This is a genomic window from Bacillus cereus group sp. BfR-BA-01356, from assembly GCF_022663635.1.
Classification (GTDB): Bacteria; Bacillota; Bacilli; order Bacillales; family Bacillaceae_G; genus Bacillus_A; species Bacillus_A cereus.
On the sequence record NZ_JAKUFX010000151.1, the window covers coordinates 1 to 12,760 of the forward strand.

The following is a 12,760-nucleotide window of genomic DNA, read 5'->3' on the forward strand; positions in this document are numbered from 1 at the left end:
GGTTTAAAAAGGAGGATTAAGAGAACCGAGCAGGTCTAGGCGCATTTGCCAGGAGGACACGGAGTGTAGCTTTCCTACATGAGTACCGCACTGGCGATGCAACGACGACATGCGAAGGTTATCTTAACCGGACTTTTTAAACATCCTCTATTAGTGTTTGAAATGACGTACGCCAGTGAACACCATAGCAATCCCATAAGTATCTGCCACTTTAATAGAATCTTCATCACGGATTGATCCACCTGGTTGAATGATTGCTGTAATTCCTGCTTTTGCTGCTTCTTCTAATGTATCTGGCATTGGGAAGAAAGCATCAGATGCAAGCGCGCTACCTTGTGCTTTTTCACCAGCTTGTGTAATTGCGATTTTTGCAGAACCTACACGGTTCATCTGTCCCGCACCGACACCAATTGTCATGTCATCTTTCGCTAAAACAATTGCGTTTGATTTCACATGTTTTACAACTTTCCAAGCTAGTTTTAAATCTTTCCATTCTTGCTCTGAAGGTTCACGTTTCGTTGGAATTGAAATTGTACTTTCATCTAATGATAACGTATCTTCCTCTTGAACGAGAAGTCCACCTTGTACAGAAGTTAGTTTTTTGCTTGCACTTGTCGCTTTTTCAATATTTATAGTTAATAAACGTAAGTTCTTCTTACTTTGCAACACTTCTAAAGCTTCTTGCGAGAACGAAGGTGCGATAACAATTTCTAAGAAAATTTCATGTAACTTTTCTGCTGTAGCTTTATCAATTTCACGATTTGCTGCAATAATACCGCCGAAGATTGATACTGGATCTGCTTCATAAGCACGAGTATATGCTTCGTGAATATTAGTTCCTACTCCAACACCACATGGATTCATATGCTTTACTGCTACTACTGCTGGTTCTGTAAATTCTTTTACGATGCTAAGCGCTGCGTCTGCATCATTAATATTGTTATACGATAATTCCTTACCGTGTAATTGTTCTGCGTATGCAACAGAAGACGTTGCTGCGAATGGCGCTTTATAGAAAGTTGCTTTTTGATGTGGGTTCTCGCCATAGCGTAAGTCTTGCTTTTTCTCAAATGTCACAGTTAATGTTTCTGGACTTTCTTCACCCATTTGCTCTGTTAAGTAGTTAGAAATTAACGCATCATACGCTGCTGTATGACGGAATACTTTCGCTGCTAGTTTACGTTTTGTTTCCTCTGCTACTTCACCGTTCTCTTTCAGTTCTGCTAACACAATATCATAATCTACTGGATCTACAATTACCGATACGAATTTATGATTTTTCGCAGCAGAGCGAATCATTGTTGGGCCACCGATATCAATATTTTCAATTGCATCAGCAAATGTTACATCAGGCTTAGCGATTGTTTCTTTAAATGGGTATAAGTTAACAACAACAAAGTCAATTGGCTCTATACCTAACTCATTCATTTGTGTTACATGTGTTTCATTATCACGAACTGCTAATAGACCACCATGAATATTTGGATGTAATGTTTTCACACGGCCATCCATAATTTCAGGGAAACCAGTTACTTCAGAAATGCCGATTACTTGTAAGCCATTTTCTTCTAGTAACTTTTTCGTACCACCTGTTGAAATAACTTCAATCCCTTGTTCTAGTAACCCTTTAACAAATTCTACTACTCCTGTTTTATCTGAAACACTTACTAATGCACGCTTTTTCATTTATCCTTCACCCCTGGTTGTATGTTAGTTAACAGTTGATTCTTTCACAGACTGAACAATTTGATTCACTGTATTTACGTATAATTTATGTTCAACTTGTTGAATTTTCTTTTGTAAACTTTCTCTCGTATCCCCTTCAGAAACAACCACTGCTTCTTGCGCAATAATTGGCCCTGTATCCATACCTGCATCTACATAATGAATTGTTACTCCAGTTACTTTCACACCTGCTTCTAACGCTTGACCGACAGCATCTTTACCCGGAAAGCTCGGTAGTAATGATGGATGAATATTAATAATCTTCCCGCCGTATGCTTCTAGTAACGTCGGCCCGATTAACCGCATATATCCAGCTAAAATAACATAATCAATTTCATATTCTTCTAGCTTCTTTAATATCTCTTTTTCAAATGCTTCTTTTGACTCATATGCTTTCGCTGAAAAAGCAAAACACGGAATATGATGATAATTTGCCCGTCCAACAGCGCGTGCTTCTGGTTTATCACATACTAATAAACTAATTTCTGCATCCAATCTTTTTTCTTCTACCGCATTAACGAGAGATTGAAAGTTAGATCCGCTTCCAGAAGCAAAAACTGCTAATCTACTCATAGTGCTGTGCCCCCATTAAAAGTAACGCCAGCTCCTTGTATAGTACGTCCAATAATACGAGCCATTTCTCCTTGCTCCTCAAGAAGACGAACAACATCTTTTGCATCTTCTTCCTTCACTGCTACTACCATACCAATACCCATGTTAAAAATATTGAACATTTCTTTTTCTTCCAGTTTTCCAACTTCTTGAAGCAAACTAAAGATCGGCTGAATTTCCCAAGATCCTAGTTCAATCTCGGCACCGATTCCTTCTGGCAACATGCGTGGAATATTTTCAATAAATCCACCACCTGTAATATGCGCCATACCGTATACTTCATGTTTCTTCAATAGTTCTAAAATAGGTTTGACATAAATTTTCGTTGGTTTTAATAATTCTTCACCAAGAGGTAGTTCTAAGCGGCCATAAATACGCTCTAAAGATAATTCCCCATCTTCTAGTAACACTTTTCGTACTAAAGAGTAACCATTGCTATGAATACCGCTAGATGCTAAGCCAATTAGCACGTGACCAGCTTCAATCTTTTCACCTGTTACAATTTTCTTTTTATCAACAATCCCAACTGTAAAACCAGCTAAATCATATTCTTCCGTAGAATACATTCCTGGCATTTCAGCTGTTTCTCCACCGATTAATGCACAACCAGCTTGGCGACAGCCCTCTGATATACCTTTGACGATGTTTTCAATTTTACTAGGTTCAGCTTTACCACAAGCAATATAATCAAGGAAGAAAAGCGGCTCTGCTCCTTGGACAACAATATCATTTACACACATTGCTACTGCATCAATACCAATTGTGTCATGTTTATCTGCCATAAAAGCGAGCATCAATTTCGTTCCCACGCCATCTGTTCCAGATACTAATACAGGTTCTTCTAATGCAAATTTTGATAGATCAAACATACCTCCAAAACCGCCTAAACCGCCTAGTACTTCTTTTCTCATAGTTGTTTGTACGTGTTTTTTCATGCGAGATACCGCTTCATATCCAGCTTCAATATCTACTCCTGCTTGCTTATATGCATTCGCCATCGTTATTTACACCTCGTCTTTTAATTTCTCCCCATCCAGGGCGGGCTATTTTAAGAAAGGAGCTAGCTTCTACATCAAAAGAAGTAGAAGCTTGTTTCACTTTTCTTATTTCATACTTTCTAAAAGCTCTTGCTCATAATCATAAAGAGCTGTTGGATAGTCCCCATTAAAGTAAGCCATGCATAGGCCACCATATTTCCCTTCATATGGACGTCCAATTGCATCTACTAATCCATCTTCGCTTAAAAATGTTAAAGAATCTGCTCCGATCATTTCACGGATTTCTTCTACTGTATGATTTGCTGCAATTAATTCTTTTCTCGTTTGAATATCAATGCCATAGAAACATGGATATTTCAGAGGTGGTGAAGCAATTCTTACGTGAACTTCTGTCGCTCCAGCTTCACGAAGCATACGAACAATTCGTTTACTTGTCGTTCCTCTTACGATAGAGTCATCAATCATAACAACTCGTTTCCCTTCAACTACACCTCTTACTGCGGAAAGCTTCATCTTAACCCCTTGCTCTCGCAGTTCCTGAGAAGGTTGAATAAACGTACGTCCAACGTAACGATTTTTAATTAATCCTAACTCATATGGAATACCTGTCGCCTCCGCATAGCCAATCGCAGCTGAAATACTAGAGTCTGGTACACCAGTAACAACATCTGCTTCAATAGGAGCTTCTGCCGCTAAACGTTTCCCCATATTCTTACGTGCTGCATGAACGTTAACACCTGCAATATTAGAATCTGGTCGTGCAAAGTAAATGTATTCCATACTACAAATTGCATGTTCTACATCGTTTGTGAAACGATCTACGTGAATTCCTTCATCATTAATGATAAGTAATTCACCCGGTTCTACATCACGAATGTATGTTGCACCTACTACATCAAAAGCACATGTTTCAGATGCTACAACGTAAGCATCCCCCATCTTTCCAATTGAAAGCGGACGGAACCCATTCGGATCTAATGCAACGATCATTTCATTTCCAGTTAGTAAAAGATACGCAAACGCACCTTTCACTTTGTTTAAAGCTTCTTTTACACTTTCAATTAAAGAATCTTTCGTACTACGTTTAATAAGATGTAAAAGTACTTCTGTATCTGAACTAGTTTGAAAAATACTGCCCTCTGCTTCTAATTCACGACGAAGCATTTTTGCGTTAATTAAATTTCCGTTATGAGCTAACGCCATACTATGATCGGAAAAACGGAACAACAATGGTTGAACGTTAGCAACTTCACTTCCACCAGCTGTTGCATATCGTACATGTCCGATCGCTGATTTTCCATTTAATCCTTCTAGCTCACCTCTTGAAAACACTTCTGATATTAAACCTAACCCCTTGTGACCGACGATTTTTTCCCCATTATTTACGACAATGCCTGCGCCTTCTTGCCCACGGTGCTGTAAACTGTGCAATCCGTAGTATGAAACTTGTGCTGCATTTTCATGCCCCCAAATTCCGAAAACGCCACATTCTTCGTTTAACCCCTTTATTTCAGCAAGCATGGGATTGCCCCTTTCCAAGCCTTTCTCATTTCATCTACATTTGCTGTAAGTAATACTTCATTTTCTTCATTATGAATTGTTACTTCATTTGTACTTGTTACTTCTCCAACTTGGATTGCTTCTACCACTTTCTCAAACGCCTCTTTATTTTCACGTTTTACAGTTATCACGAAGCGAGACTGTGATTCAGCGAATAATGCTGCTGTTGCTTCTCCATCTAATTTCACAGTAGCACCTAAGCCTTTAGCACCCATTGCACTTTCTGAAATCGCAACTGCTAAACCACCTTCAGCAACATCATGTGCAGATTGAACAAGACCAGCTTGAATTGCTTCTAATACTTGTTTTTGGCGTTTTAATTCTACATCTAAATCGATACTTGGTGATTGACCGAAAATTTTGCCGTGAATCATTTTCTGTAATTCACTTCCGCCAAACTCAGCTTTCGTCTCACCAATTACATACACTAAATCACCAGCTTGCTTAAACTCTTGTGTTGTTACATGTTTTAAGTCATGCACAAGTCCGACCATCCCAACAGTTGGTGTTGGATATACAGCTTCACCACTACGCTCGTTATACATCGATACGTTTCCGCCGATAACTGGTGTTTGTAATGTACGACAAGCTTCACTCATACCGTCTACTGATTTCTCAATTTGCCAGAAGATTTCTGGTTTTTCTGGGTTACCGAAGTTTAAGCAATCTGTAATTGCAAGTGGCTCTCCGCCAGAACATACGATGTTACGCGCTGCCTCTGCTACTGCAATTTTACCGCCCATCTCTGGGTCTAGATAAATGTAGCGAGAGTTACAATCTGTCGTCATTGCTAATCCTTTTTCTGTACCGCGTACACGTACAACTGCAGCATCTGAACCTGGCGTAACAACTGTGCTTGTGCGAACTTGGTAATCGTATTGATCGTATACCCACTCTTTACTTGCAATTGTTGGTTGCTGTAATAGAGCGAATAACGTTTCTTTATAATTTTCTACTTTTGGCGTTTCCATTTTCATTGCTTGGAATTCAGCAAAGTATGCTGCTTCTTTTGATGGCTTATGATAAATTGGTGCTTCTTCTGCTAAAGCATCTGCTGGAACTTCAGCTACCTTTTCACCTTTATGGAATAAACGAAGCATTTTATCTTCTGTTACTTTCCCCATCGTAACCGCTGCAAGACCATACTTCTCAAATAAATCTACTATTTCTTGTTCTCTACCTTTTTTCACGACAATTAACATACGCTCTTGTGATTCAGATAGCATCATTTCATATGGTGTCATTCCTGTTTCACGCTGTGGTACATCATCTAAGTACATTTCAATACCCATTCCTGCTTTACTTGCCATTTCTGCAGAAGATGATGTTAAACCAGCCGCACCCATATCTTGAATTCCAACAAGTGCATCAGATTGAATTAATTCTAAACACGCTTCAATAAGAAGTTTTTCCATAAATGGATCCCCTACTTGAACCGCTGGACGTTTCGCTTCTGAGCTTTCAGATAGTTCTTCCGACGCGAATGTTGCACCGTGAATACCGTCACGACCAGTTGATGCTCCTACGTACATTACTGTGTTACCAGCACCATGTGCTTGTCCTTTTTTAATGTCTTCGTGGTTAATCAAACCTACGCACATTGCATTTACAAGTGGATTTCCTTCGTAACATGGATCAAATTGTACTTCGCCGCCAACAGTCGGAATACCGATGCAGTTACCGTATCCTGCAATTCCTGCTACTACTTCTTCGAATAAATATTTCACACGTGGTGACTGTAATTCACCGAAACGAAGTGAGTTTAATAGAGCTACCGGACGTGCTCCCATAGAGAATACGTCACGAATAATACCACCAACACCTGTTGCAGCTCCTTGATATGGTTCAATAGCTGAAGGATGGTTATGACTTTCCATTTTAAATACAACTGCTTGATTATCACCGATATCTACAATTCCAGCACCTTCTCCAGGTCCTTGCAGAACGCGCTCGCCTGTCGTTGGAAACTTACGAAGAACTGGTTTTGAATTTTTATAACTACAATGTTCAGACCACATTACAGAGAATAACCCTGTTTCTGTATAATTTGGCAGACGACCTAAAATCTTTTCAACCATGGCAAACTCTTCGTCTGTTAGCCCCATTTCCGCATATATACGCTCTTCTTTAATTTGTGTTGGATTTGGTTCAAGCATTAACGACATATGTTTCCCTCCACTGTTTTAAGATAGATTGAAAGACTTTTAACCCTTCAGCACCGCCAAGTAATTCATCTACAGCACGCTCTGGGTGTGGCATCATACCAAGTACATTTCCTTTTTCATTTACAATACCAGCAATATCTGAAACGCTACCGTTAGGGTTTTCTACGTAACGGAATGCGATTTGATTGTTCTCTTCTAATTGTTTAAGAGTCGCTTCATCACAATAGTAATTCCCCTCACCATGCGCGATTGGAATATTAATTATTTCATCTTTTCCATATTGTGATGTAAACATCGTTTCATTATTTTCAACACGTAACTGAACAGTGCGACACATAAATTTTAAGTTTTCGTTTCTCATTAACGCTCCTGGTAGTAATCCTGATTCAACAAGAATCTGGAATCCATTACATACACCTAAAATCGGCTTTCCTTGCTCAGCAGCTTTTTGCACTGCTTTCATTGCATTAGCAAAGCGAGAGATAGCACCGCAGCGTAAGTAGTCACCATAAGAAAATCCACCTGGTAGTAGAATTGCATCATATTCATCTAAATTCTCTGTATCGTGCCAAACGTAATCTACTTCTTCGCCAAGCTCATCTTTAATTGCATGGAACATATCGACATCACAGTTCGAACCCGGAAATACTATTACGGCAAATTTCACTGTGCGACAACCTCCTCAACTTCATAACGGAAGTCTTCCATTACAACGTTCGCTAATAGTTTTTCACACATTTCTTTTACCTTGCTATCTAAATCAGATACAGATTTATCAATTGTTAGTTCCATGTACTTTCCGATTCGAACGTCTTGTACTTCTGTGAATGAAAGACTATGAAGTGCTCCTTTTACTGCTGTTCCTTGTGGATCTAATACGCTTTCTCTTAATGTTACATATACCTTAACTTTATACATGTGAAATTCCCCCTAAACGTTTTAAAATCTCTTCATAAGCATCTGTTAAATTTCCAAGATCACGACGGAATACGTCTTTATCAAACTTTTCATTGCTCGTTTCATCCCATAAACGGCAAGTATCTGGTGAAATTTCATCCGCTAAAATGATTTCTCCTTCTTCCGTTACACCAAACTCTAATTTGAAATCTACTAATCTTACACGACAGCTTGCGAAATGATCAATCAACACTTGATTGATTTGTAGAGCCATATCTCGTAATACACTTACTTGCTCTGGCGATGCAACGTTTAATACACGAATATGATCTTCCGTTACAAGCGGATCTCCTAAATCATCATCTTTGAAGTAAAATTCTACGATTGGTTCTGCAAGTACAGTTCCCTCTTCCATTCCTAATCGTTTTGAAAGACTTCCTGCAATTACATTTCTTGTGACAACTTCTAAAGGAATAATACTCACTTTTTTAACAAGTTGTTCTGTTTCAGATAACTTCTCAACAAAATGTGTTTTAATTCCCACTTCTTGTAACTTTCTGAACAATAAAGTTGTAATTTCATTGTTCAAACGACCTTTTCCTGTAATCGTCTCTTTTTTCTCCCCATTGAAAGCAGTCGCACTATCTTTGTACTCTACCCAAACCATATCTGCTGATTCTGTACGATAAATTCTTTTTGCCTTACCTTCATACAGCAATTCTAGCTTTTGCATTTCGCAAGCCCCCTGTAGTTTGAAAAATGTGAATAATATTTTTATAAAGAATGGCACAGAATGACTCTATTCTGTGCCATATGAAATTTTACGCTTCGTTTAATCCAAGGCGTTCAAAGATTGTATCAACGTGTTGCATATGATGCTCATAGTTGAAGCATTCATTAATTTCTTCTTGTGTTAACTTGCTTGTAATACGCTCATCAGCTTCTACAAGCTCTTTAAATTGTACTTGTGTTTCCCAAGCTTCCATCGCTTTAGGCTGTACGATATCATAAGCCTCTTCACGTACCATACCTTTGTCGATTAGTGTAAGCATTACGCGCTGAGAATAAATTAAGCCGTATGTTCTTGTCATATTACGTTTCATATTCTCTGGGTATACAGTTAAGTTTTTAACAATATTACCAAAGCGATTTAACATGTAATTTAATGCGATTGTAGCATCTGGTAAAATTACGCGTTCTGCTGAAGAGTGAGAAATGTCACGCTCATGCCATAATGGAACATTTTCGTAAGCTGTCATCATATAACCGCGGATAACACGAGCTAAACCAGTCATATTTTCAGATCCAATTGGATTACGCTTATGTGGCATTGCAGAAGAACCTTTTTGGCCTTTTGCGAAAGCTTCTTCAACTTCACGTGTTTCACTCTTTTGTAAGCCACGAATCTCAACTGCCATCTTTTCGATAGATGTTGCGATTAATGCAAGTGTTGACATGTAGTGTGCGTGACGATCACGTTGCAATGTTTGTGTTGAAATTGGTGCTGCTTCTAATCCTAGATTTTCACAAACATATTTTTCTACGAATGGATCGATATTTGCATATGTACCAACCGCACCAGATAGTTTACCAACACGAACTGTATCAGCAGCTTGTTTGAAACGCTCTACGTTACGTTTCATCTCTTCATACCAAAGACCAAGTTTTAAACCAAATGTCGTTGGTTCTGCATGAACACCGTGTGTTCTTCCCATCATGATTGTGTATTTATGCTCTTTCGCTTTGTTAGCTAAAATGCTTACAAAGTTCTCTAAGTCTTTTAATATAATTTCATTCGCTTGTTTTAAGATGTAAGATAATGCTGTATCTACTACATCTGTAGATGTTAAACCGTAATGAACCCATTTACGTTCTTCGCCTAATGCTGGCGTTTCTGATACAGCACGAGTGAATGCAACTACGTCATGACGTGTTTCTTTTTCAATTTCATAAATACGATCAATATCAAATGATGCATGTTCACGAATTTTTTTAACATCTTCTTTTGGAATATCGCCAAGCTCAGCCCATGCTTCACAAGCTAAAATCTCAACTTCTAACCACGCTTTAAATTTGTTCTCTTCCGTCCAAATCGCACCCATTTCAGGGCGTGTATAACGACTAATCATCTTTTTCCCTCCAACAGTTGTTCTTGATGGTCCCAAATATGCAAACTCTTCGCTTTTTCTAGAGCGACTTCAATATTATCATTTAAAATATTAACATGCCCCATTTTTCGCTGTGCTTTTGCTTCTTCTTTTCCATACAAGTGTAAATAGCACCCGGTTAATCTATTCACTTGTCTTAGGACCCCTTCTATATGTTCGCCTAAAATGTTTACCATGACAACTGGTTTTAACAAATTTGTTTCTCCTAGAGGTAAATTACAGATTGCTCGAATATGTTGACCAAATTGACTCGTTTCACATGCATCCTGTGTATAGTGTCCTGAATTGTGAGGTCTTGGCGCTAATTCATTAATATAAATCTCACCATTATCTGTAGCAAACATCTCTACAGCTAGTGTTCCCACAAGTTCTAATTCATCCGCAAGTACCTTTGCATACGCAATTGCTTTTTGAGAAAGCTCTTCTGTAATGCGAGCTGGAACGATAGATTCATGTAAAATGTTATTTACATGAATATTTTCTGCTACTGGAAACACTTTTGTTTCACCACTTACACTACGAATCACAATAACTGATACTTCTTTTTCAAAAGGCACCCATTTCTCTAAAATACATTCTGCTTTATCCACAAGATTTCTTGCCGCCTCAACATCAGCTTCACTTCTTAAAACAACTTGCCCTTTCCCATCATATCCACCTGTCGTCGTTTTTAAGATGGAAGGGAATGATAACCCAGCAATTGCTTCTGTAAGCTGATCTTGATTTTGAACTAATCTATACGTTGCTACTGGTAACCCAGCCTTCTCAATCGCATTCTTTTCTGTAAAACGATTTTGCGTTGTACTTAACAACTGACTACCTTGTGGTAAGTACGCATGTTTTTCAAGCCATTGTAAACATCTATAATCAATATTCTCAAATTCATATGTGACAACATCACTTATCTCTGCTAAATGCTGAATTGCTTTTAAATCATCATATGGTGCAACAATTTCAATATCAGCAACTTGTGCACATGGCGAATGCTTTGTAGGATCTAAAACAGCAATTTTATATCCCATCTCCTTAGCTGCCAATGCCATCATTCTTCCTAGCTGGCCGCCTCCAATAATACCGATTGTTTTTCCAGGTAAAATGATTCTCGTCATACTAGCTCACTACCTTCACGCACATCTTTTTCAATCGCTTCTCGTCTCAATTCTAATCCATCATGTATATCATCATGGAATGATCCAAGTATTTGTGCGGCAAGTAATCCAGCATTCGTTGAACCGGCTTTACCAATTGCAACAGTTGCAACTGGAACACCTCCTGGCATTTGGGCGATGGATAATAATGAATCTAAGCCGTTTAATGCTTTTGATTGAACTGGAACTCCAATTACAGGAAGATTTGTCTTCGCTGCAACCATTCCTGGTAAATGTGCTGCTCCACCAGCTCCAGCAATAATAACTTTCAATCCACGTCCACGAGCCGTCTCTGCATATTCAAACATATAATCCGGAGTCCGATGAGCGGATACAACTTTTTTCTCATACGGTATATTTAATTCATCTAAAATGTCACAAGCATATTTCATTGTTTCCCAGTCTGACGTACTTCCCATTATGACTCCAACTAGTGATTTCATATTAGAATCCCCCCGATTCAAATAAAAAAAGCCTGAAATAGAACAGTTTCTCTTTTACTATGAGAGAAAGCGCTCTACTCAGGCATACGTATCCCTTGTGAATAGAAAAATACCGAGTGACTTTCCCTCATAGTCTAACGAATAACGGTCGTTAGGTAGAGACTTGCAGGCCATATCCCCGCGATTATATGAGGTCTTATATTATTGTTTCTATGGCTATATTAACAATATTTCATAAACAATGTCAATAAATAATCGAATGTTTTTTTATTAGCAGTCAATAACGTTCGTGTTTTAGTTATATTCAAAAGAAGAATTGCAACTATATACAAGAAGAAAAGGGAATTAGAATATATATTTCTAGAGATCTATTTTATGTATTTATCGTTTAAATAGCACTTCAGTATGTTTTTAATCAAAATATATACACTCTTGTATTATTATAACGATTTAATTTCTAAGGAGGATAACTGTTAAAGAAAGAACTTTGCTATTATCCTATTTATTTTTCTCTATTGCAGTAATTTCTGTAATTATTAAATATTTATTTATAGCATCTCATTATTTAAAATATATACTTATGATAGAAATAATGTGTCCTATTTTAAGTATTACTTTAGCGACATTAGGAAAATCAGGAACACAAAAAATCATTACTATTATTTTAAAGAGTCTCTACTTCATTCTTTTTTCGTCTGTAGCTTTATTAAATTTACGGATTATAGCATTCGGTAAATAAAAATAAACACAAAAAAACCTAAGTCAAAATAACTTAGGTTCTTGCTTGGCGACGTCCTACTCTCACAGGGACAAGGTCCCAACTACCATCGGCGCTAGAGAGCTTAACTTCCGTGTTCGGTATGGGAACGGGTGTGACCTCTCTGCCATCATCACCAAACTATGAAGGCATATTCCTTCAAAACTAGATAACATTTGCTACATATTATATGGTTAAGTCCTCGATCTATTAGTATTCGTCAGCTCCACATGTCACCATGCTTCCACCTCGAACCTATCAACCTGATCATCTTTCAGGGATCTTAC

At 38.1% G+C, this 12,760-nt stretch carries 12 protein-coding genes, 2 rRNA genes and 1 riboswitch; of the genes, 1 reads left to right on the forward strand and 13 read right to left on the reverse strand.

The features are described 5' to 3' along the window. Positions 1-150 precede the first annotated feature (150 nt). The 11 genes from purH to purE all read right to left on the reverse strand — a co-directional run bounded on the left by purH (position 151) and on the right by purE (position 11,716). A complete protein-coding gene (purH, locus tag MR168_RS29065; protein ID WP_000745434.1) occupies positions 151-1,686 on the reverse strand; it encodes a bifunctional phosphoribosylaminoimidazolecarboxamide formyltransferase/IMP cyclohydrolase in 1,536 nt (511 codons plus the stop codon). A gap of 24 nt (positions 1,687-1,710) precedes the next feature. After that, positions 1,711-2,298 (reverse strand): phosphoribosylglycinamide formyltransferase, encoded by a 588-nt coding sequence (gene purN, locus MR168_RS29070; RefSeq protein ID WP_000088589.1) that lies wholly within the window; start codon positions 2,296-2,298, stop codon positions 1,711-1,713. After that, entirely contained in the window at positions 2,295-3,335 is a 1,041-nt protein-coding gene (gene purM, locus MR168_RS29075) for a phosphoribosylformylglycinamidine cyclo-ligase (protein ID WP_001262439.1), read from the reverse strand. Before purM ends, purN begins: the two co-directional genes overlap by 4 nt. Positions 3,336-3,440: 105 nt before the next feature. Then, positions 3,441-4,856 carry an amidophosphoribosyltransferase gene (gene purF / locus MR168_RS29080; protein ID WP_000879025.1) on the reverse strand — a complete coding sequence of 472 codons (1,416 nt, stop codon included), beginning with the start codon at positions 4,854-4,856 and terminating at the stop codon, positions 3,441-3,443. Continuing rightward, on the reverse strand, positions 4,841-7,060 hold the full coding sequence (gene purL / locus MR168_RS29085) for a phosphoribosylformylglycinamidine synthase II (RefSeq protein ID WP_086412625.1): 2,220 nt from the start codon (positions 7,058-7,060) through the stop codon (positions 4,841-4,843). The genes purF and purL overlap by 16 nt, the downstream gene beginning before the upstream one ends. Further along, positions 7,044-7,727 carry a phosphoribosylformylglycinamidine synthase subunit PurQ gene (purQ, locus tag MR168_RS29090; RefSeq protein ID WP_000666786.1) on the reverse strand — a complete coding sequence of 228 codons (684 nt, stop codon included), beginning with the start codon at positions 7,725-7,727 and terminating at the stop codon, positions 7,044-7,046. Before purQ ends, purL begins: the two co-directional genes overlap by 17 nt. Beyond that, the gene (gene purS, locus MR168_RS29095) at positions 7,724-7,978 is read right to left on the reverse strand and encodes a phosphoribosylformylglycinamidine synthase subunit PurS (protein WP_000278823.1); all 255 of its coding nucleotides are present in this window, start codon (positions 7,976-7,978) and stop codon (positions 7,724-7,726) included. Before purS ends, purQ begins: the two co-directional genes overlap by 4 nt. Further along, positions 7,971-8,690 (reverse strand): phosphoribosylaminoimidazolesuccinocarboxamide synthase, encoded by a 720-nt coding sequence (gene purC / locus MR168_RS29100; protein WP_001170544.1) that lies wholly within the window; start codon positions 8,688-8,690, stop codon positions 7,971-7,973. Before purC ends, purS begins: the two co-directional genes overlap by 8 nt. An 88-nt stretch (positions 8,691-8,778) precedes the next feature. Continuing rightward, complete coding sequence (gene purB, locus MR168_RS29105; RefSeq protein ID WP_000625682.1) at positions 8,779-10,086, reverse strand: adenylosuccinate lyase; 1,308 nt, start codon at positions 10,084-10,086, stop codon at positions 8,779-8,781. Beyond that, positions 10,083-11,234 carry a 5-(carboxyamino)imidazole ribonucleotide synthase gene (gene purK, locus MR168_RS29110; protein ID WP_086412624.1) on the reverse strand — a complete coding sequence of 384 codons (1,152 nt, stop codon included), beginning with the start codon at positions 11,232-11,234 and terminating at the stop codon, positions 10,083-10,085. The genes purB and purK overlap by 4 nt, the downstream gene beginning before the upstream one ends. Continuing rightward, on the reverse strand, positions 11,231-11,716 hold the full coding sequence (gene purE, locus MR168_RS29115) for a 5-(carboxyamino)imidazole ribonucleotide mutase (RefSeq protein ID WP_059304195.1): 486 nt from the start codon (positions 11,714-11,716) through the stop codon (positions 11,231-11,233). The genes purK and purE overlap by 4 nt, the downstream gene beginning before the upstream one ends. A gap of 110 nt (positions 11,717-11,826) precedes the next feature. Continuing rightward, a riboswitch (purine riboswitch) is annotated at positions 11,827-11,928 on the reverse strand. Positions 11,929-12,203: 275 nt separating this feature from the next. Here purE and MR168_RS29120 point away from each other — a divergent pair. Beyond that, positions 12,204-12,455: a hypothetical protein gene (locus MR168_RS29120; protein ID WP_000927500.1), complete on the forward strand. Its 252-nt coding sequence runs from the start codon at positions 12,204-12,206 to the stop codon at positions 12,453-12,455. Between the two features lie 43 nt (positions 12,456-12,498). Here the strand turns inward: MR168_RS29120 and rrf are convergent. Beyond that, positions 12,499-12,614, reverse strand: a 5S ribosomal RNA gene (gene rrf / locus MR168_RS29125). A gap of 49 nt (positions 12,615-12,663) precedes the next feature. Further along, positions 12,664-12,760: ribosomal RNA gene (locus tag MR168_RS29130) — 23S ribosomal RNA — on the reverse strand; the annotation flags it as partial.